The sequence below is a fragment of the Gilliamella bombicola genome (genome assembly GCF_900094945.1).
GTDB lineage: Bacteria > Pseudomonadota > Gammaproteobacteria > Enterobacterales > Orbaceae > Gilliamella > Gilliamella bombicola.
Window position 1 is genome coordinate 243,931 of record NZ_FMAQ01000001.1, and the last position, 22,456, is coordinate 266,386.

At 37.2% G+C, this 22,456-nt stretch carries 17 protein-coding genes and 2 pseudogenes; 15 read left to right on the forward strand and 4 right to left on the reverse strand.

Annotated elements, in window-relative coordinates:
• Window positions 1-35: 35 nt before the first annotated feature.
• The 8 genes and pseudogenes from prlC to citG all read left to right on the forward strand — a co-directional run bounded on the left by prlC (window position 36) and on the right by citG (window position 9,510).
• Window positions 36-2,063 carry an oligopeptidase A gene (gene prlC, locus GA0061081_RS01225; RefSeq protein WP_091346319.1) on the forward strand — a complete coding sequence of 676 codons (2,028 nt, stop codon included), beginning with the start codon at window positions 36-38 and terminating at the stop codon, window positions 2,061-2,063.
• Window positions 2,050-2,781: a class I SAM-dependent methyltransferase gene (locus GA0061081_RS01230; protein WP_091346321.1), complete on the forward strand. Its 732-nt coding sequence runs from the start codon at window positions 2,050-2,052 to the stop codon at window positions 2,779-2,781. The genes prlC and GA0061081_RS01230 overlap by 14 nt, the downstream gene beginning before the upstream one ends.
• Before the next feature lie 21 nt (window positions 2,782-2,802).
• Window positions 2,803-3,492, forward strand: a complete 690-nt coding sequence (gene rsuA / locus GA0061081_RS01235) for a 16S rRNA pseudouridine(516) synthase RsuA (protein WP_091346322.1) — start codon at window positions 2,803-2,805, stop codon at window positions 3,490-3,492.
• Between the two features lie 133 nt (window positions 3,493-3,625).
• On the forward strand, window positions 3,626-4,867 hold the full coding sequence (locus tag GA0061081_RS01240) for a Bcr/CflA family multidrug efflux MFS transporter (protein ID WP_202983828.1): 1,242 nt from the start codon (window positions 3,626-3,628) through the stop codon (window positions 4,865-4,867).
• A 5-nt stretch (window positions 4,868-4,872) separates the two neighbouring features.
• The gene (locus tag GA0061081_RS01245) at window positions 4,873-5,397 is read left to right on the forward strand and encodes a gamma carbonic anhydrase family protein (RefSeq protein WP_091346323.1); all 525 of its coding nucleotides are present in this window, start codon (window positions 4,873-4,875) and stop codon (window positions 5,395-5,397) included.
• Between the two features lie 112 nt (window positions 5,398-5,509).
• Window positions 5,510-6,046: pseudogene (locus GA0061081_RS11185) on the forward strand (DNA translocase FtsK 4TM domain-containing protein); the annotation flags it as partial.
• Between the two features lie 918 nt (window positions 6,047-6,964).
• Window positions 6,965-8,506, forward strand: a pseudogene (locus GA0061081_RS11190) (DNA translocase FtsK); the annotation flags it as partial.
• A gap of 101 nt (window positions 8,507-8,607) precedes the next feature.
• Window positions 8,608-9,510 carry a triphosphoribosyl-dephospho-CoA synthase CitG gene (gene citG / locus GA0061081_RS01255; RefSeq protein ID WP_091346327.1) on the forward strand — a complete coding sequence of 301 codons (903 nt, stop codon included), beginning with the start codon at window positions 8,608-8,610 and terminating at the stop codon, window positions 9,508-9,510.
• A gap of 483 nt (window positions 9,511-9,993) precedes the next feature.
• Here the strand turns inward: citG and GA0061081_RS01260 are convergent, their stop codons facing one another.
• The 3 genes from GA0061081_RS01260 to GA0061081_RS01270 all read right to left on the reverse strand — a co-directional run bounded on the left by GA0061081_RS01260 (window position 9,994) and on the right by GA0061081_RS01270 (window position 14,226).
• Complete coding sequence (locus tag GA0061081_RS01260; RefSeq protein ID WP_091346329.1) at window positions 9,994-11,619, reverse strand: hypothetical protein; 1,626 nt, start codon at window positions 11,617-11,619, stop codon at window positions 9,994-9,996.
• Between the two features lie 300 nt (window positions 11,620-11,919).
• Complete coding sequence (locus tag GA0061081_RS01265) at window positions 11,920-12,621, reverse strand: response regulator (protein ID WP_091346331.1); 702 nt, start codon at window positions 12,619-12,621, stop codon at window positions 11,920-11,922.
• 15 nt (window positions 12,622-12,636) lie between these two features.
• Window positions 12,637-14,226 carry an ATP-binding protein gene (locus GA0061081_RS01270; protein ID WP_091346333.1) on the reverse strand — a complete coding sequence of 530 codons (1,590 nt, stop codon included), beginning with the start codon at window positions 14,224-14,226 and terminating at the stop codon, window positions 12,637-12,639.
• Between the two features lie 181 nt (window positions 14,227-14,407).
• Here GA0061081_RS01270 and GA0061081_RS01275 point away from each other — a divergent pair, with 181 nt between their 5' ends.
• The 7 genes from GA0061081_RS01275 (at window position 14,408) to citX (ending at window position 21,120) form a co-directional block, all read left to right on the forward strand.
• Complete coding sequence (locus GA0061081_RS01275; protein ID WP_091346335.1) at window positions 14,408-15,793, forward strand: 2-hydroxycarboxylate transporter family protein; 1,386 nt, start codon at window positions 14,408-14,410, stop codon at window positions 15,791-15,793.
• 94 nt (window positions 15,794-15,887) lie between these two features.
• Window positions 15,888-16,733: a fumarylacetoacetate hydrolase family protein gene (locus GA0061081_RS01280; RefSeq protein ID WP_091346337.1), complete on the forward strand. Its 846-nt coding sequence runs from the start codon at window positions 15,888-15,890 to the stop codon at window positions 16,731-16,733.
• A 4-nt stretch (window positions 16,734-16,737) separates the two neighbouring features.
• Complete coding sequence (citC, locus tag GA0061081_RS01285) at window positions 16,738-17,772, forward strand: [citrate (pro-3S)-lyase] ligase (RefSeq protein ID WP_091346338.1); 1,035 nt, start codon at window positions 16,738-16,740, stop codon at window positions 17,770-17,772.
• Window positions 17,773-17,793: 21 nt separating this feature from the next.
• Window positions 17,794-18,084 (forward strand): citrate lyase acyl carrier protein, encoded by a 291-nt coding sequence (citD, locus tag GA0061081_RS01290; RefSeq protein WP_091346340.1) that lies wholly within the window; start codon window positions 17,794-17,796, stop codon window positions 18,082-18,084.
• Window positions 18,081-18,968, forward strand: a complete 888-nt coding sequence (gene citE / locus GA0061081_RS01295) for a citrate (pro-3S)-lyase subunit beta (RefSeq protein WP_091346342.1) — start codon at window positions 18,081-18,083, stop codon at window positions 18,966-18,968. The genes citD and citE overlap by 4 nt, the downstream gene beginning before the upstream one ends.
• 10 nt (window positions 18,969-18,978) lie before the next feature.
• On the forward strand, window positions 18,979-20,508 hold the full coding sequence (citF, locus tag GA0061081_RS01300; protein ID WP_237410337.1) for a citrate lyase subunit alpha: 1,530 nt from the start codon (window positions 18,979-18,981) through the stop codon (window positions 20,506-20,508).
• 15 nt (window positions 20,509-20,523) lie between these two features.
• Window positions 20,524-21,120, forward strand: coding sequence for a citrate lyase holo-[acyl-carrier protein] synthase (gene citX, locus GA0061081_RS01305; RefSeq protein WP_091346346.1), 597 nt, complete (start codon window positions 20,524-20,526; stop codon window positions 21,118-21,120).
• 93 nt (window positions 21,121-21,213) lie between these two features.
• Here citX and metB read toward each other — a convergent pair whose 3' ends face one another.
• Window positions 21,214-22,380 (reverse strand): cystathionine gamma-synthase, encoded by a 1,167-nt coding sequence (gene metB / locus GA0061081_RS01310; protein WP_091346348.1) that lies wholly within the window; start codon window positions 22,378-22,380, stop codon window positions 21,214-21,216.
• Window positions 22,381-22,456 lie beyond the last annotated feature (76 nt).

Here is a 22,456-nt window from a genome sequence, read left to right on the forward strand (position 1 = left end):
CAATAGACAACCCATGTGTATAAAGGTATCGCTACATGACTAATCCATTATTAACAGATGCACCATTACCACTTTTTTCAAAAATTAAACCCGAGCATGTTTTACCTGCTATACAAGAAACTCTAAAAAACTGCAGAAATACAATTGAAACAGTACTAAAACAAAATAGCCAATACACTTGGGATAACTTAATCCAACCAATTGATGAAGTGGACGAAAAATTTGGTCGAGCTTGGTCGCCAGTTAGCCATCTTAATTCAGTTAAAAATAGCCCTGAATTACGTGAAGCTTATGAAGCTTGTCTGCCATTATTATCTGAATACAGCACATGGGTTGGACAACATAAACCTTTATATCAAGCCTATAAACAACTCAAAGAAAGCGAACAATATGCGACGTTAAGCAAAGCACAGAAAAAAGTTATTGATAATGCATTACGTGATTTTGAATTATCTGGAATTGGCTTACCTGATGATAAACAAAAACGCTACGGTGAAATTGTCGCAAAATTATCAGAATTATCCTCAAAATATAGCAATAATGTACTTGATGCGACCATGGGGTGGTCAAAATTAATTACTGATATCAAAGAACTCTCTGGCATGCCTGAAAGTGCGCTTGCTGCAGCTAAAGAACAAGCAAAAATAAAAGGCGAAGAGGGTTGGTTACTGACTTTAGATATGCCAAGTTACCTTCCTGTTATGACTTATTGTGATAACCGTGATTTACGATTTGAACTTTATCAAGCCTATACGACTCGTGCATCAGATCAAGGCCCTCATGCTGGTAAGTGGGATAATACAGAGATCATTAAACAAATCTTAATGCTACGTCATGAACTTGCACAATTACTAGGCTTCAATACTTATGCTGATAAATCACTTGCAACAAAAATGGCTGAATCTACCTCGCAAGTCATCGAATTTTTAAATGATTTAGCAATTAAAGCTAAACCTCAAGGCGAAAAAGAGCTAGCTGAACTTAAACGTTATGCTTATGAGTTTTTTGGTGCTAGTGATATCAAGCCATGGGATGTGGCTTATTATAGTGAAAAACAAAAGCAATATTTATACAGCATTAACGATGAAGAGTTGCGTCCTTATTTTCCACAGCAAAGAGTAATTAGTGGTTTATTTGAGGTAGTACACCGCATCTTTGGTATTACAGCCAAAGAGCGACAAGGCGTTGAAGTTTGGGATCCTGAAGTGAAATTTTATGATCTGTTTGCCGCTAATGGTGAATTAAAAGGTAGCTTCTATCTTGATTTATATGCACGCGAACACAAGCGTGGTGGCGCTTGGATGGATGATTGTATTGGTCGTATGCGTTTTGCTGATGGACATGTACAAAAACCGGTTGCCTATTTAACCTGTAACTTTAATCGCCCGGTTGGCGACAAACCAGCGCTATTTACGCACGATGAAGTCACCACCCTATTTCATGAGTTTGGTCATGGTTTACACCACATGTTAACCGAAATTGATACTTCATCTGTCGCAGGTATTAATGGTGTACCTTGGGATGCGGTTGAATTACCTAGTCAATTCTTAGAAAACTGGTGTTGGCAACCCGAAGCGCTTGCATTTATATCAGGACATTATCAAACTGGCGAACCACTGCCAGCAGAAATGTTAGAAAAAATGCTAGATGCTAAAAACTACCAAGCCGCGCTATTTATTTTACGTCAATTGGAATTTGGTCTATTTGACTTTAAATTACATACACAAAAAGATCCTGATATTTTAAACACATTAGCCGAAGTAAGACAGCAAGTCGCCGTTGTGCCTACCGTTGAATGGGGTCGATTCCCACATGCATTTAGTCATATTTTTGCGGGAGGTTATGCTGCTGGTTATTACAGCTATTTATGGGCAGAAGTATTATCTGCTGATGCATTTTCACGTTTTGAAGAAGAAGGCATTTTCAACGCTAAAACGGGAAATGCCTTTCTTGATAACATCTTATCGCAAGGCGGTAGCGATGAACCAATGACACTATTTAAAAACTTCCGAGGTCGCGAACCTCAACTTGAAGCATTACTTCGACATTATGGCATCCACTAGTCCTAACTTAGCTCAGCTAAAATTATTAGCTGAGCAGTGGTTATCGGCAAATGCCGATCTACCGTTCACTCTGGTTACCCAAAACAATCAACTTGAATTACAAAAGACAGACGAACCCAAATTAGGTTCGATATGTGTTAATTTCGTTTCAGGAACAATGGCTCATCGTCGTCAATTTGGTGGTGGTCGCGGCGAAGCGATTGCGAAAGCGGTTGGTGTCAAAGGTAAGTATTTACCTACCGTTGTTGATACCACAGCAGGGCTTGGTCGAGATGCCTTTGTTTTAGCATCTATTGGCTGTCATGTTACTATGTTTGAGCGGCATCCTGTCGTTGCTGCATTATTAGAAGATGGTTTACAGCGTGCCTATCAAGATCTCCATATTGGTAGTTGGCTTGAGCAGCATTTACGTTTAATTTATCATTCAAGCATTGAGGGATTAATTACTTACCCAGATAAACCCGATGTGATTTATCTCGACCCCATGTTTCCACATCGTCAAAAAAGTGCACTTGTCAAAAAAGAGATGCGCATATTCCAACAACTAGTTGGTAGTGATAATGATGCTGATAGTTTATTAGAACCAGCAAGAAAATTAGCAAAAAAACGAGTGGTAGTAAAAAGGCCAGATTATGCGCCGTTTTTAGCTGATCAAAGACCGACGGCCGAAATTAAAACAAAAAATCACCGTTTTGATATATATACACCTTTAAAGTAATAGAGGAACACGTTTTAAATTATGCGATTAGATAAATTTCTTGCTCATCATTTAGGTGCCAGTCGCACGATTGTCACCAAAGAACTCAAAGCTAAAAAAGTGACTGTCGATGGTGAGGTTATAAAATCAGGCGCTTATCAATTATCGCCAAAACAGATTGTTCATTATGATGGTTATCAAATCGAACAAGTTACCAGCCAACGCTATTTCATGCTCAATAAGCCTCAAGGCTATGTTTGTTCAACCGATGATCCTGACCATCCCACTATTCTTTATTTTATTGATGAGCCGATACCTGAAAAATTACATGCAGCTGGCAGGCTTGATCTTGATACGACAGGACTGGTATTGCTGACCGATGATGGAAAATGGTCACACCGAATTACATCACCCAAGCATCATTGTGAAAAAGTCTATGCCGTCACGGTTGAACAACCATTAGGCATTGAACTGATTGATATATTTAACAATGGCATTCAATTAAAAAGTGAGAAATCACTCACTAAACCAGCTAAATTACATATTATCGATGATTTTCACGCTGAACTAACCATTAGTGAAGGTCGATATCATCAAGTTAAACGCATGTTTGCAGCGGTCAATAATCATGTTGTTGCGTTGCATCGCAAACAGATAGGCAAAGTAATCCTAGATATACCTGAAGGGGAATATCGACCACTTACACAAGATGAAATCGACTCGTTTAATTGATACGTACAATTTACAGAGATCTGAACCACAACTTTTCATTTAGATAATTAAAGATTTTTTAAATAATTTTGTGTCATTGATTGTCCCGCATTTTGTTATGTGCATTTTGAATAAAATTTGAAGGAAGTACGACGTGCCAACCCAAAATACTTTAGTTAATCTTAAAATATCTAAACAAGCACTTATTTTTATTCTTGGATTACTCTCTATGTTAATGCCTTTATCCATAGACATGTATTTACCAAGTATGCCAACTATTGCTCGTGATTTTAATGTAGCTGATTCGGCTGTACAGCTAACAATTAGCTGCTATTTATTAGGATTTTCTGTTGGTCAACTTTTATTTGGACCACTCACAGACAGTTATGGACGACGTAACGTATTAATTTTTGGTCTAATTATTTTTATAGTTGCAGCGTTAAGCTGTGGTATTGCAGTCAATATTAATCAATTAATCACGGCTCGCTTTTTTCATGGCATTGCGGCAGCAGCAACAACAATTGTAATAAATGCGCTAATGAAAGATATTTATCGTGATCGTGATGAATTTTCTAAAATGATGTCGTTTGTGATGCTAATATCTAATGTTGCCCCTTTATTAGCGCCAATTATTGGTGGATTTATTTTATATTGGTTCAATTGGCAAGCCAATTTCTACACTATAAGCCTAATTGCTTTAACCTGCTTTGGTCTAGTCATCACCTTTATTCCGGAAACACTAGCAAAAACAAAACGTGATAAATTTAGCTTAATTCGCATTTTAAATAATTTCATTACGCTATTCCGCCATAAACAAGTATTAATTTATATGATGATAGGTGCATTTTCTGGTGCGGGATTGTTTTCATTTTTAAGCTTAGGGCCTTTTGTTTATATGAACCTGCACGGTGTTGCATCAATTAATTTTGGTTACTACTTTGCGTTCAATATCATAGTTATGGTCCTAATGAATACATTAAATAGCCGTTTTGTAAAACATGTTGGCTCTATTAAAATGATGCGCTTAGGCCTGTCGCTCCAATTTATTATGGCAATAGGACTGATGATCGTCACGTTCTTTAATTTGGGGTTTGCCTATCTTGTTGCTTGTGTTGCTGGTTATATCGGTTGTATGTCAACCATTGGTGGCAATAGCATGGCAATCATTTTAGACTTTTACCCCCATATTGCAGGCACGGCGTCTTCTCTTGCCGGTACGATTCGATTTGCCGTTGCAGGGGCAATGGGTATATTATTATCAATATTAGTCTCAACGCATACTGCTGCAACTATAACGATCGACAATACAACAGAATGGCTAATGGTTGGCTCTATGGTGTTATGTAATTTCCTTTCTGTTGGATTATTTTTAAGGATCAAAAACATCAAAAGGTAATAGTAATGATTTATCAACTAGGTAATTTACATCCACAAATTCATCAAAATTGTTTTATCGCAAAATCTGCCGATATTATTGGTGATGTTGTTTTACAAGAAGGTGTCTCTATCTGGTTTAATGCTGTTTTACGGGGTGATATTGCACCGATCAGCATTGGAAAAAATAGTAACGTACAAGATAACTGCACAATACACCTTGAAACCGACATCCCTTGCATTGTTGGCGAAAACGTCACTATCGGTCACAACGTCATTCTTCATAGCTGTACGATTGAAGATAATGTACTAATTGGTATGGGCAGTACAATTCTCAATAACGCTAAAATCGCAAAAAACTGCTTAGTAGGTGCTAATTCACTAGTTACCCATTCGCTTCCTTATGAAGAAGGATGTCTTATTATGGGATCACCAGCGAAAATTATCCGCAAATTGACCGAAGCAGAAATCAACGGCAATATAAAAAATGCACAACATTATGTACAAAATGGAAAACGATTTAACCAAAATCTAACCCCTGTTAATTCATAACAACACTATTGATAATAATAAATGCGGTTTTATCTTTTATTCGCTCTTTGAGAGAGTGCAATTTATGATAAAATGCCCACAATTTTAATAGCGACAATGTTTAGGTACGTGTTTGAAAAAGCCCAAAATTACAAGAAAACAAATTACAACTCAATTTATTCTATTTATAATAATCGGGTTAGCTGTTTGTTTATTTTTATCACAGTACAGTTACGATCCGTCTGATCCTGGTTGGTCTCGTACTGCTTGGCACGATCCTATTAGTAATTTTGGCGGTTATATTGGCGCATATACCTGCGATATTCTTTTTCAATTTTTAGGTTTTATCGCTTATAGCCTACCTTTCATTGTTATTTTTATTTGTTTACAGTCAATTGTCTATTTTTACAAGCATGCTAATGAGCCTATTAACTACTTTAGTCTTTCATTTCGGATTATTGGAGTTTTAGCGTTTATATTTAGTGCTACAGGATTTTTTGCTTTAAATATTCGTGATTCTGAACAGTTTGAAGCTGGTGGTTATTTGGGTGCGATAGTCATCGAAAGCCTTTTACCCATTATAAATAACGTTGCTTTATCATTCATTCTTCTTGGAACTTGCCTAGCCTGTGTCACGTTATTAACTGGATTATCATGGCTCAATCTAATCGAAAAATTAGGTGCTTTTGTCATGCTTCTACTATTACCGATTAGATGGTTAATTAAATCTCGCCCGACAAATAACTATGAACAACCTGACTCACACCATGAAAAACCGATAATAGAGTCTGATGAGGAGACAAAATCACCTCAATTTACCATACCGTTTGAAACAAAAAATGATAATTCCCATATCATTCAAACATCAACCGCAATCCCGAGCAATGAAACCTTCCAAGAGCAGTCTTCAAATACTACGGCATTGACTGACAATGAAGAAATTTTAATCAAAACTACTGCTGAATTAATCGGATCACCGCGCGAAGATGCCCAATTACCACCGTCAAGTACAACCTCACAAACAATTGACAACCCGCCTAGGAAAGAACTTGACCCAGACGAAATTCTATCGCGCCTTGAATCGATTATTCAAAACATAAATACGGACAAAGCCACACCCGATCAAGAGCAAGCATTGTCTTCATCAATGGAGCAAATAAAACAGGTAATACAAACGCAAAAATCAGCAGAAAAATTGTCTTTTGAAGAGCCAGACAAATACACTATTTCTGATGCTCCAAGTAAACCCTTATTTACTTCGGTACATAATGAGCCTGAAATTAAATTCACTCATGAACAAACACACATTGAACCAGCTATAGACGTTGCAAAGGTTGAAATAATTGAATCTAAGCAACCATTTATCCAAGAACCAGAGGTTAATACTGACCAAGCAAATATTGTTAGCATAGCAGACACAGCAGATACAGAAACTGACACAGAAGTAAAAGCAGAATCAGAAGCCAAACAACTGGAATATATTGATACCGAAGCGCTAAAAAAAGCCAATCCAATCATTGACGACATCTATCCTGAAGAAGATCGTGTTGAAGATGTACAACACTACCATTCCAACGAAAGCGACGAAGAAAGTTTAATTCATCCATTATTACGACGAAATGATAAACCATTACCTAAACCAACTACACCTTTGCCATCGCTAAACTTGTTAACCGCGCCACCGACAGCGCGAATCGAAGTTGATCATGCTGCTTTAAATGCCATGTCTGAACTAATTGAAAAAAGTTTGTCGGATTACCGCGTAAAAGCTAAAGTGGTTGATTATTTACCGGGACCTGTAATTACTCGTTTTGAAATTGAACTGGCACCGGGTATTAAAGCCGCACGAATTTCAACGCTAGACCGTGATTTAGCGCGTTCACTATCCATGCCATCAGTACGTGTAGTCGAAGTCATTCCGGGTAAACCTTATGTTGGCATCGAATTACCTAATAAAAATCGCCAAACGGTCTACTTTAGGGAGGTCTTAGATAGTCCTCAATTTAAAGATGCGCCATCACCGCTAACGATAGTATTAGGGAAAGATATCTCTGGACAATCGGTGGTTGCTGATTTGGCGAAGATGCCACATTTATTAGTTGCCGGTACGACAGGTTCAGGTAAATCAGTCGGCGTTAATGCAATGATTTTAAGTATTTTATATAAATCGCAACCTGAAGATGTCAGGTTTATAATGATTGACCCGAAAATGCTTGAATTATCTATTTACGAAGGGATACCACACTTATTAACCCAAGTAGTAACCGATATGAAAGATGCCGCTAATGCACTAAATTGGTGTGTTAATGAAATGGAACGACGCTATCGGCTCATGTCGGCGTTAGGTGTCCGTAATATTGCCGGTTATAACGAAAAAATCAAACTGGCAGAACAAATGGGCAGGCCTATTCCCGATCCGCTATGGAAACCAACCGATAGCATGGATCTTAACATGCCAACACTAGAAAAATTACCATACATTGTAGTTATGGTTGATGAGTTTGCCGATCTTATTATGGCTGTTGGCAAGAAAGTAGAAGAGTTAATTGCACGCCTTGCTCAAAAAGCACGGGCGGCTGGTATTCACTTGGTATTAGCGACACAGCGCCCGTCAGTTGATGTCATTACCGGCTTAATCAAAGCAAATATTCCAACACGCATTGCCTTTACAGTATCAAGTAAAATTGACTCGCGTACCATTTTAGATCAAATGGGCGCTGAATCACTACTTGGTATGGGGGATATGCTTTATTTAGCCCCTAATAGTTCCATTCCAATTCGCGTTCACGGTGCCTTTGTCCGTGATGAAGAAGTGCACGCCGTTGTACAAGATTGGAAAGCACGTGGCACACCAAAATATATCGAAAATGTCACTGTAGCAACCGACGAAAGTGAAAACGGTAACGCAGATACGTTAGGCGAAGAGCTCGATCCATTATTCGACCAAGTTGTCGCTTTTGTTATTGAAACACGAAGAGCGTCAATTTCTAGCGTACAACGCAAATTTAGAATTGGCTATAACCGAGCTGCCCGCATTGTGGAACAAATGGAAGTAGAAGGCATTATTAGCGCCCCAAGCCACAACGGTAATCGAGAAGTACTTGCAGTATCAACACACAGTGATTATTAATCCTTATAATAAACCAAGCCATTTAAAACAATGGATTGGTTTATTACGCCATTACAACGCACAACAGAATAACTATCATCGCCAATAGGTAACAAATAATAATGAACGCTTATTATCAGCAAATAGCATTATTAGAACTAAAACTCAATAATGACTCCAATCGATGCTTACCTGCACAATTAGCAACCCAAGCATTAATTAAAGAAATTTGTCTATCACCTAAGCCGGGATTAGTTGACATGAATAACAGTGGCGCCCACCGCGACATGGATTTTCAAACCTTTGTCCACAGCATCAGCGCCATTAGTAACTGGTTTGAACGTTTTTATCAATATGGCAAAGCATCCGCTTTACACGATAACAAACTATTTTTAGCAGGAATTAGACCGATTGGTATTGAGTGTGAACAAGCCATGTTCCAAGCCACCAACCAAGTCAACACCCATAAAGGCGGCATATTTGCTTTTGGATTGCTATTGGGTGCAATTGGACGATTAGAACAACTTGCCTTACCCACCCATGCACAAAGCATCTGTGACCAAGTTTCAGCCATTTGCCAAGGTATAGTTCAAAGCGAACTACAGCAAAATAACCAAGCTAATTCGATAGGCGAAAAGCTATTTAAACGTCATCACTTATCTGGCGCACGTGGCGAAGCAGAATCAGGTTATGCAACTGTTCGAAACGTTTCACTACCTATCTATCAAGAAATGCAAAATCACGGTCACGATGAAGAAACTAGCCTATTGCAAGCAATGTTACATTTGCTTGCATTTAATCAAGATACCAACTTAGTTGCACGGGGTGGACTTGATGGCTTGGCTTTTGTGCAAGAACAAGCGAAAAAACTCATCAAACAAGGTGGCATAATCAATCCCAAAGTACGGGAAAATTTGTATCAACTTGATACCGAATTAATAAAACGCAATTTAAGCCCCGGTGGTTCGGCTGATTTAATTGCGATCACTTGGTTTTTGTCTCAATATAATAAATACCTTTTCTGACCGATTTTTGGGCGGAAAATCAGGCCTTTTTTGTTTTGGTGAATGAAATGAATTGAGTGCGGTGGTTTCGGACGTTTTGAGCTTGGGTGGATAAAATAGCTACAGTGACCACGTCCGAGCTAAGGGAATTAGAGCGAATTCCCTTAGCAATCCCGCGCTTGGCTGCAGAATGTGGCCTACGGCTACCCTCCGCCGTCGCTCGGTCTTGACGCACCGGCTATTATCCGTTCCAGACGGAGAATAGCCTCGCCAAACGTCCTGTTTGGCGTGCTAACCTCGCTCTGTTGTCGGCACATTCTGACGCCGGAATAAGACAAATAACATAACCATCTTTTTTGGGATGAGTTGTTGTGTTTTTGTTAGGCGGTTTTTGTTAAAAAATAGCCAGAAAAACTTTAATAAAATCAATACCTTTTCTGACCGATTTTTGTTTAAAAATCGTCCTTTATTTGCACCATCTTCCCCTTAAGCCGAAGGACTAAACTAAGGTGTGGTACAAACAGCAAGTTCTGTATAAGATTGGCTATGGTCATGGGCATAGACGTAGATTCTGCCATCGTACGCACTGGCTCGGCTGACAGGGCCTGATATGTCGCCAGCCCAATAGTAGCTGACAACGAAGCCCGCATCAACGTAATTGTACATGAGTCCCCACTCCGTGAAAAAACCTGCACCAATGTGACGCTGGTAATAATTACCACCTGAAGATGGCGTAGTACCATCTATACCATGTATACATGAGAACCAACTATTATCTACACCACACTTCGCGTTAGTCAAATCATTAACCTTAGGAAGTCGATAACCCAAACGATTACACCAAGATATTTGATTAGATAAAGTCTCCATTTTATTCCTTCTATTGATAAACCACTGCCTCAACACAAATCCGTACTTCACCTCATTACCGCGATTATCCCTACCCACCAACTCAAAGGTCTGTGGTAAAGAGGGTACGGTTAGTGAGCTAGGATTACTTGATTGTATTCGAGAGCTATCCGCCTTAGGACCAATGATCGTCACCCGCGTTACATTCTTGGATTTATCAGTAATCCAACTATCGGCTTCTATGGGCTGTCCACCTGGCGGGATGAATGTGCCTGAATGTGGTCTTGTCCAACTCACTGTAGCCGTTATCCCACCATGAGAAGCAGAAGACCATGTCAACTGACCTCCATCTACTCCCGCTATATCTAAATCAAAATACAAACCATCAGCAGCCGTAGTAGGAAAATTACGACTGTAAGATGACGAACTGGTTGATTGAACTAAAAAACCCTTCTTCCGGTTCCAAATGTTAGCCGGGCCAGCGTAATGAAGGTCATCGCCATAGGAATAAGAGCCAAATTTCAAATCCGGCCTTGCGTAACAAATTTTAGGCTGTTGTGAATTCAGGTTGATATAATACACCGCTGAACTACCTCTAAAAATCCTACTATTCGGCACGCCATACTGTGTAGCTAAGCTGCCTCCAGTACTACTTAATGTTACTTTATAAGGCGCATCACATATATCTAATGTGTCGCTACGACTTACTGTATGGCCATTCTTGTCAGTGAAACTTACCGATATACTCCCCGTCGCCGTTATGCCATTTGCACCCTGTCCATCTCCATCATCATCTCCCCAATAATTATATCTAGTGACCAAATCACTTAGACTCACTGAATTCACTGATGATGGGATTAACATATCTATATCTCCCAAAGTACTTCCTGCATAAGGTAATCTTATTGGATTTGCTGCACTTGATGTATTAGTTGATGGCCTGATAACCCGACCATCCTGCAACTTAATAGACAATAAACTATCTGTGGAAGTCGCTTTAATTCGCCCCCCATCAAACGTTAAATACGGTGCACTACCTTCAATAACCTTTGATGTATAAGTCGATAACGCATGTGTACTAAACGAACACGGCAATAACAACAACCCCGCAAAGGCCAATGAAAACTTTGATAAGGGGGATAAAAGCTTGAATCTCGATGATAACCCAGACGATGGCGCCAAGCTAGATGGTTTCGATAATGAGGATGAAGTCTGTTTCAGACTACGGTGATATTGAAAAAGACTTAGGGCGTAGGTTTGGTTCCATCCATGATAGCGCATTTCGATTGCCTTGTTAGGTAGTTTTTGTTTTATTGGTGTTTTTTATAATAGCCAGTTCAATTAACGAACACTTCTTTGCTTTAAAAGCACTTAGACTATAGTCGGTTGAAAAATAATGTACTAGTTTTTTTATTAAAAATTTGTAAGGTTTTTTAAAGAGTTAAGGTTGAGATTTTTTTGGTGTGTTTTAGGGGGAATAGTTTTGGTGGTTTTTTACTAACAACCACCAAATAAAAACTTAAATAAAATCAATAGACTTTCTGACCAATTTTTATAGATATCATTCCTTTCTTTGAAGGATTACTTCCCTAATCGTCTATATAATCTTTCTGGGCGTCCAATTTTTCCGTGATTAAGTTCGACAGTTAATAATTTAATTTGGACACAATATTCTAAATATCGCCTAGCGGTTGTTTTGCTGATATTGGATTTTTCTACGATTTCGTCAACGGTGAGTGCTTTATCGGTTTGCATAAAGAGATCTTTTACTTTTTGTAATGTGATTTCTTCAATACCTTTTGAGCGGCGATTCATGTTGACAAAGTCTTTGGTCTGTAAATTAAAAAGTTCGTCAATTTTGCGTTGATTGACGTGTTTTTGTATGCTTTGTCGATATAAAAAGAGCTCAAAACGTTCAAGCGAGTGCTTTAGCCGTTGGTAAGATACGGGTTTAATTAAATAATCAAATGCACCATAACGGATCGCTTTGCTGCAAGTATCCATGTCGCTCGCTGCAGTAATAAAAATAACATAACTGTTTAGGTGGTTATTGATTATGTATTCAAATAATTCTATTCCCTGTCCATCTGGTAAATAGTTATCAAGTAAAATTAAGGTTGGTTTTAGCTTTTCAACCATTATTTTGGCTTCTTCTAGATTTGATGCGATACCAATGACGTTGACTTTTGTGTCTTTTTGAATAAACTCTGCATTTAATTCGGCTAATATTGGCTCATCTTCTACAATCAGTACTTTGATGATGTTTTCTTGGAATTCGTTCATACAATTACCTTTCGATTATTTAGGAATAAATACAGAAAAAATTGTTCCATATGGGGTATTATCTTCAAATGTAATATAACCATTGGCCTTTTTGATATAGGTTGAAACAAGGTGTAAACCAATGCCATGTTCTTTCCCTTCTTGAGATGTAACGCCGGGTTCAAAAATGGAATCACGAATATTTTCATCAATACCACAACCTTGATCACTGATCTCAAGTACAATTTCATCTGTTGCATCACTAAGATATAAATAAATTGTTTTATTGCCATGATCATTTTTTAAACTGGCATTAAAGGCATTATCAAGCAAATTACCTAAAATTGACATAAATTCTGTTTCGGTGATAAGTGAAGGTAATGCACTTAATTGGCATGCAGGATCAAATAGTAGATTTAAACCTATTTCATGTGATTTTGCATATTTACCAATTAGTAATCCACATACAGCTGGTACCTTAAAATGTGCGGAAATAAAATCTAAATTACTTTGATTATCTGCAGAATGTAGCGCGATAAAAGATTGCGCTTCTTCATACCGTTTCATATAAATTAAACCAGATAACGTTGCCAACCAGTTTAAATGCTCATGCCTTAATGCTCGTAAATTATCAACATATTGTGTCACTTGTGTTAATTGCATACTTAATATATTAATATCATCAAAATTACGAAATGTAATGACCCAACCTTGAGTTTTATCATCAATGACCACACGAACTTTGCTAGCAATGACAATAATGTTGTTGAAATAACAAATATGATCATGTATGTCTTCAGTTTGATTGTCATTTTTATAAATAAAATCGCTTGATTTAACAAATGTCCTTAAATCATGTTCATGTAATTCATCATCACTTATCTGAATATCTAACATTGTACGAGCAGATTGGTTAATATTGATAATTTTATAATTAAGATCAATTGCAATGACCCCTTCAAAAATCGATTCCATGATCGACTTTTGGCTTTTCACCAATAATGCAATTGCTTTAGGCTCTAAATTAAACATCTGTTTTTTAATTGCTTTTGAAAAGCAATATGAAAAAATAAATAATGCTAAAAACAATAAGGAGCAAAAAAAGATAAATGGTATAAATTGCTTTATATGCAATGCATAAATACCATCAATCATGTAACCGACCGAGACTATGCCGATAATTTTACCATGATCGATAATTGGTGCTTTCCCCCTTAATGCTAAACCAAGAGAGCCTTCACTAATGGAGATGCTACTATTACCGTTAAGAACCTCTTGATTATCGCCACCAACCATTGGCGAGTATAACGGGCTATTAGCCGTATGAAATAAACGATTAGCATTCGCATCGCCAATAACAATATAACTTGCGTCGCTTTGTTCAAATATCTCTGTGATTAAATTAGCAATTTTATTTGTATCTTTTTCTTTGACATATTCAATTAAACTTGGTAAAACAGATAACTCTTTTGCTTGAATTTGCGCCTTTTCGCCCAAACTTCTATATAAGTTCGTTTCGGTGGTGTTCCAAATATAGCTTTGTAACAGCGCAAGAACGATCAATGAAAAAAACAAAAGCGATAAAAAAAGTTTTGTTGCAAACGATACCTGTAATTTTTTTCGCATTCTACATTACTATTCAAATTAAATTGAAATAAGTGTAACACAGCATTAAAAAACATATAGCCTTTAAAACCATAAAAACCACAGTTAATTTATGATTTATATCACAAAAATTTCATTAATTTTTTGTAAAGATACGCACCATTAATTTTGAATAAATCAAATCATTTTGGAGAAAAAAATAATGGTGAATTTTAACTCATCTGAAAAGGACTATAATGGCAAAAAATCAATCAGTAAGCCCTTTGAACAAAAGCTAACTGGTTGGCCATATAATTGGTGGCGACTGATGGATAACTATAAAATCGGTGTTATCCCGCTTCCATTATTCATTATTGCTGGCATTCTTATTTTTGCTGAAGTGGCCGTAACAGGTAAATTACCTAGCGAAATCGTTGTAATGATAGTCGCTTGTGGTTTCTTTGGTTTCTTATGTGGTGAAATTGGTAAACGCTTACCAATTGTAGGTAAAATGGGCGCAGCAGCAATTTGTGCAACATTTATCCCGTCAGCACTTGTTTATTATGGTATTTTGCCAACACCAATTGTTGAAGCAACAACAAAATTCTATAAAGATACACATATTCTTTATTTATACATTTGTTGTATCATCGTTGGTAGTATCATGAACATGGATAAAAAAACACTTATCCAAGGATTCTTAAAAATTTTCGGACCAATGGTGTGCGGTGAAATCGTTGGTATGTTAGTTGGTGTTGGCGTTGGTTATTTACTAGGTTTAACGCCGTTTGATACATTCTTTTTCTTAGTTCTACCTATTATGGCTGGTGGTGTTGGTGAAGGTGCTATTCCACTTTCAATCGGTTATGCGGCAATTTTACATATGAATCAAGGTGAAGCGTTAGGTCGTGTGTTACCAATCGTTATGTTAGGTGGTTTAACTGGTATTATTTGTGGTGGTATTCTTAACCGTATTGGTAAAGCTTATCCACACTTAACAGGTAACGGTCGTTTATTACCAGCATCAGCTGACGATGAGGCGACAGATCAAAAAGCTACTAAAACTGAATCTGTCATTGATGTAACAACATTTGCATCAGGTGTATTATTAGCTGCGATTCTTTATATGATTGGTATGATCGGTCATAAAGCAACCGGTATTCCTGCTCCAGTGGGTATGCTATTTGCAGCAGTTTTTGTTAAACTAATTTCAGGTGTTTCACCTAAAGTATTAAGTGGTTCGCAAGTTGTTTATAAATTTTTCCAAACGTCTGTTACCTATCCAATTTTATTCGCAGTTGGTGTGGCAATCACGCCTTGGGATAAAATTATTTCTGCCTTTACGTTAACAAATTTGACTGTTATCGTTTGTACAGTGGTAAGTTTAGTAACAACTGGTTTCTTTGTTGCTAAAAGATTAGGTATGTATCCAGTTGATGCGGCGGTTATCTCTTGTTGTCAAAGTGGTCAAGGCGGAACAGGTGACGTTGCTATCTTGACTGCAGCTGAACGTATGGAATTAATGCCATTTGCACAAATTGCAACGCGTATTGGTGGTGCAATCAATGTTTCAGTATCATTACTTATTCTCGGCAATTTCTTAGTATAGACTTTACACATTAAAGAACAACCTTAGTTTATACTAAGGTTGTTCATTTTTATTTTATATTTACAATTACACAAACAGCTTTTAAGGAGTTTTCATGAAGCTTGTCAGTTATCTTGTCTCTGGTAGAGCAAGTTTTGGTCTTCTTACTCACAACGGTATTGTTGATTTAAGAAAAAAATTAGACGATAAATACGTTGACTTAAAATCGCTACTTGCCGATGACGAAGGACTAGCTATTGCTAAAACCTATCTTGATGCCGCAAGTGACATTAACGAGCAAGACATTACTTACTTACCTGTAATCCCAAATCCAAACAAAATTTTATGTGTTGGTATGAATTATGCTGAAAAACGAGCAGAATTTAATGAAACCAGTTCAGCGCCAACTCTATTTATTCGCTTTCCTGATTCTCAAACAGGAAATAAGACTAATATTATAAAACCAGCTATCACTAATGAATTAGATTATGAAGGCGAGTTAGCCATTATCATTGGTAAAGCGGGTTTTCGTATTAGCCAAGAAGAAGCTTTATCATATGTGGCAGGATATAGTTGCTATATGGATGGCTCAATCCGCGATTGGCAGTATACTTGGTTTACCGCAGGTAAAAACTGGCCAAATACAGGTGCATTTGGTCCATGTTTAACTACCGCGGATGAAATTCCAGATCCTAAAGTTTTAACATTAGCAACTTATTTAAACGGTCAAGAAATGCAACATGATTCAATCAAAAATCTAGTGCATACTGTTCCCGAATTAATTGCTTATATTAGTACCTTTACCCATTTGTCACCGGGCGATGTGATTTTGACCGGTTCACCTGGTGGTGTAGGTAAAAAACGTAATCCTCCCGTATTTATGAAAGATGGTGATACAATAGAAGTTGAAATTTCTGGAATTGGCCGTTTAACTAATTATGTGGTAGCTGAAAAAAGGTAAATTTATGTACGATTCAGTTGATTATACCGTTGTCGATATTTCTAAATCAGATCAAAACTGTCAAGAAATTAAGCAATTATTATCACAATATGATCTTGATTTAGATTCACAAGTTACCATTTTCATGGTAGCTAAAATGAGCAACAAAATTATTGCTTGTGCAGGAATTGATCGTAACATTATAAAATGTGTTGCTGTTGATTCTGAATATCGAGGTAATCAACTTAATCTAACATTAATGGATCACACCATAAAATATGCTAACGAAAATGGCTATTTTCATCTTTTTTTATATACAAAACCTGAAAATATAGATTTTTTTAAAGGATGTGGTTTTTATCCTCTTGTTGAAATAACAGATCTTGTTGTCCTAATGGAAAATAATCCTGTTGGCATAAAACACTACTGTAAACAACTGCACACACAGCAAAAAGACGGAAAAAAGATTGGTAGTATTGTGATGAATGCCAATCCTTTTACTAAAGGTCATCAATATCTTGTGCAATACGCTGCCAGTCAATGTGACTGGTTGCATGTTTTTGTCGTCAATGAAAATGCATCACTATTTTCATTTGATACACGCTTAAAGTTAGTTAAAGATGGCACGAAGCAGATAAACAATGTTACAGTGCATGCAAGTTCACCTTATATTATATCAAGAGCAACATTTCCTACTTATTTTCTAAAAGATAAGGCAAAAATAGATCGCGCTTATATGGGTATCGATCTCCTTATATTCCGAAATTATATTGCGCCAACGCTTAATATAACCCACAGATTCGTTGGAACTGAGCCTTATGATGAAGTTACTAAGGCTTATAATGAAGCAATGCGTTATTGGCTAGAGGATAATACTGTCAGCCATTATTCGCCTATTACCGTTGTTGAGGTTGAACGAAAAACTGAAGGAGATACTATCATATCAGCTTCACTGGTAAGAAAGTTATTGGCTTACAATCAATATGAAGAGATAAAAAAGTTAGTTCCATCAACAACATGGGATTACCTTTCAGCTAATTTAGATAAATTTAAAATTTAATACATTTTAAAAGGTAAAAAAATGAAAATACAAAAAGAAGCCATGGCAGGGACTCTCGAATCAAGCGATTTGTTAGTCAAAGTCATGCCTAATACCGGGGTTGAAATTGTTATTAATAGCGATGTTAATAAACAATTCGGCGATCAAATTCGCGCTGTAGTTGAGCAAACATTACAAGATCTGAACGTAACAGATGGCTTAATTATTATTGATGATAAAGGCGCTCTTGATTGCGCTATCAAAGCAAGAATTCAATGTGCAGTATTACGTGGCGCAGAAGAAGAAAACTTAGATTGGAGTAAATTACTATGAAAAAATTACGTCGAAGTATGTTATTTCTTCCAGGCGCAAACGCGGCAATGTTATCAACATCTTTTGTTTATAAGCCTGATTCAATTATGTTTGACCTTGAAGATGCAGTTTCAATTAAAGAAAAAGACTCCGCACGCTTATTGGTAGCACAAACATTGCTCCTTCCTGTTTATAAAGAGCACGGAATTGAAACAGTAGTGCGAATTAACGCCCTGAATACTCCATTTGGTTTAAAAGACCTTGAAGCAGTGGTAAGAGCTGGTGTTGATGTAGTACGTTTACCGATGACTAACAGTGCTGAAGATATTCATGAGCTAGAGGCACACGTTGCAAGAATTGAAAAAGAGTGTGGCCGTGAAGTAGGTAGTACTAAATTAATGGCCGCAATTGAATCCGCTCAAGGCGTTGTTAATGCCGTTTCTATTGCTCAATCTTCCCCACGTTTAATTGGTATTGCACTAGCTGCATTTGACTATCTTGTTGATATGCAAACTGAACGTGGCGATGGTACCGAGTTATTTTATGCTCGCTGCGCTGTTTTACATGCTGCGCGTGTAGCTGGCATTGATGCCTTCGATGTGGTGTATTCAAATGTTAATGATGATGAAGGTTTCTTAAAAGAAGTTAGCCTAATCAAAAAACTTGGTTATAACGGTAAATCACTTATCAATCCACGACAAATTGAACTGTTACACAATGCTTATGCGCCAACAGCCGCTGAAGTTGAAAATGCCCAAAAAGTGGTTGAAGCAGCTGAAGAAGGTGAAAGAAAAGGCCTTGGCGTGATTTCTCTAAATGGCAAAATGATTGATGCACCGATTATTGCTCGTGCTAGAAAAGTAATTGAGTTAGCAAAATATTCCGGTGTACGTAAAGAAATTTGATAGGATTAAAATGATGACTTCTATAAATAAAAAAATTGATGATTTGCTTAAACAGCATCCAGATCTCAAAAATATCACGCCATTTATTGACGCTAACGCTACGACTCCTTATTTAAAAGATGAGTCTAAATATACGCGTAAATTGTGTGACTCTATCGAACAAGCAATCCATAAATGTGAATTACGTGATGGTATGACTATTTCTTTCCATCATGCATTCCGTGAAGGCGATAAAGTTATCAACAAAGTAGTTGAAACGATTAGCAAATTAGGAATTAAAAACCTAACATTGGCATCAAGTTCCCTATTAAGTTGTAACTCAGCACTTATTCCTCATATTGAATCTGGTGTGATCACTAAAATCTATACATCAGGTTTACGTGGTAAATTGGCTGATGCGATTTCACACGGTTTAATGGATAATCCTGTTCATATCCATTCTCATGGTGGACGTGTAAAACTTATTCAAAGCGGTGAAATTAATATTGATATCGCATTTTTAGCGGTTTCAACTGCCGATGAGCAAGGTAACGCGAATGGTGTATCAGGTAAATCACAATGTGGTGCACTTGGTTATGCTATGGTTGATGCGCAATTTGCGAAGAAAGTAGTATTACTTACTGAAGATATCGTTGGTTACCCTAACCATCCAGCAAGTATCCGTCAAGATCAAGTCGACTATATTGTGAAAGTTGATGAGGTTGGCGATCCAACTAAAATTAGTGTCGGTGCTGCTCGTATTACTAGTAACCCTCGTGAACTGATGATTGCACGTTATGCAGCAGATGTTATTGAGTATTCTGGTTATTTTAAAGATGGTTTTTCTATTCAAACCGGTTCTGGTGCGTCATCAACTGCAGCAACGCGTTTCCTTGAAAATCGTATGCGCGCAAAAAATATTACGGCATCATTTGCATTAGGTGGTATTACCGCAAGTATTGTTGATCTTCATGAAAAAGGTTTGGTTAAACGCTTATTAGATACTCAAAGCTTTGATGGCACCGCCGGACAATCTTTAGGTAAAAATAAAGATCATATTGAAGTGTCAACCAATGTTTATGCAAACCCTGCATCAAAAGGTGCAAGTGTTGATGAACTTGATATCGTTATTTTAAGTGCCTTAGAAATTGACCTTGATTACAATGTGAATGTATTAACGGGTTCTGATGGCGTTATGCGTGGTGCATCTGGTGGTCACTGTGATACTGCCGCTGGTGCAAATTTAACCATTATTGTTGCTCCATTAATCCGTAGCCGAATCCCTACAGTGATTAAGAAAGTCACAACGGTTGTTACACCAGGTGAAAGTGTCGATGTTCTTGTTACTGACCATGGTATAGCAGTTAATCCTGCTCGTCCTGAAATTGCAGAGCGACTAAAAGCAGCTAATTTGCCAGTCATGAGCATTGAAGAACTATATCAACGTGCTGTTTCGTTAACTGGAGAACCAAAACCAATCGAATTTAACGATAAAATCGTTGGTGTTGTCCATTTCCGTGATGGCTCAATCATTGATGTGGTTCGTCAAGTTAAAGACTAATTAACCACAGATAGCATGACATTATCAGATGTCATGCTATTTATATCTTTTACTATGAATAATATATTAATAAAATTCGATGATGGTACGCCAATTACACTTGAACAGATGCTATTGGCTAAAGAAAGACGGGTGCAAAACCAACAAAATGCAATAAATCTTTACCATTATCCGCTTATTTCGCTAAGTTTAGTTATCCCCGGTCCAATAAAAAATAGTAGTGGTGCAAATCGGTTATTTAAAGAAGCAATCACCGCTATACACAAAGCCTTATCAAAAAATGCAATTCCATTAGTACATGAATCTCATTTTCATAATATCACTGGCTATGAAGCAATTATTTCAGCAAAATGCTCTGCCGATACACTAAAACAATGCTGTATTGATATAGAAGACAACCATCCGTTAGGTCGACTATGGGATATTGATGTGATTGATCCAATTACACAACAAAGTATTTCACGCGCTAAATTTGATCATCCATCAAGACAATGTTTAATCTGCCAAGATATCGCAAAAATATGTAGTCGAAGTAAAAAACATACTATCGATGAGATTTTTTCTGCCATTGAAAATAAGATGAAAGACTATTTTGGCGTATCAGTACGTTAAGTTATATCCAAAATATGGCAAGAAGTAAGATTAATGAAATAATCATATTTCATTAATCCAAACAGCCAAGTATAGATGAGACTTAAGTCTAAATTAGACTTGTTCCAATGCTTGTTCCAAATCTGAAAGTAAATCGGTGATATCTTCTAACCCAACAGAAATACGTAATAATTGATCTGAAATCCCCGCCGTTTTTCGTGCTTCAGCACTAATGCCTGAATGTGTCATTGTTGCAGGGTGGCACACAAGGCTTTCAACTCCACCGAGAGATTGGGCTAAAGTGAAAATATTGAGCGCTTTTAAAAAAGCGGGCATGACATTAGCATCGCCAGCTAATTCAAAACTGAGTAACGAACCAAAGCCTTTTTGTTGTTTTTTAGCTATATCATGTCCAAGGTTTGAAAATAAAGATGGATGATAAACGTTGGCGACCTTCGGGTGATTGACTAAAAACTCTACGACTTTTTGCGCATTATCTTGTTGTAACTGTACTCGAGCGGAAAGTGTACGTAATCCTCGTAACAAGAGATAACTATCAAATGATGAAGTCATCGTACCAATATTATTGGCCCACCATAATACATCAGTAAAAAGATTTTGATCTTTAAATACTAAAATACCTGCCAGTAAATCGGAATGACCATTTAAAAATTTGGTACAAGAGTGAGTAACAATATCAGCACCAAGTGCTAAAGGTTGTTGTAAAATAGGCGTCATAAAGGTGTTATCAACTAAAACTAACGCCCCAACTTTATGAGCTTGCTCTGCAATTTTCTTAATATCTACAACTCGTAATAAAGGGTTGCTTGGTGTTTCAATTAGTACCAGTTTTGGACGTAAACTGAGTGCTTCTTTTAATGCCTCAGGATCTGACTGATCTACAAATTTAGCTTTAAAATAGCCTCGTTGACTTAAACTATTAAAAAGGCGATAGCTACCTCCATAGCAATCATGCGGTGCAACGACTAAATCATTAGGCGTCAATAATGCAACACTGATTAAATGAATCGCTGACATACCGCAATTTGTTAAAATAGCATCAACGCCACCTTCTAATTTTGCAATCGTTTGCTCAACCAAACGACGGCTAGGGTTTGCTTTTCGACCGTAATCAAACTCCCTTGGCTTAGCAAATTCTTCATAGCGATAACAAGTAGATGGTGTGATAACAGGCACGACACTTCCATATTGTTTATCGGTATTTAATCCACCACGAACTGCAATAGTCCCCTGACTTAAATTTTTAGTTTGAATAGTCATGATAATGCCCTCAAACAATACTTTTAATATAAAATTAGTCTTGTAAGCATAACACATTAAAAAAAGACGTCAACAT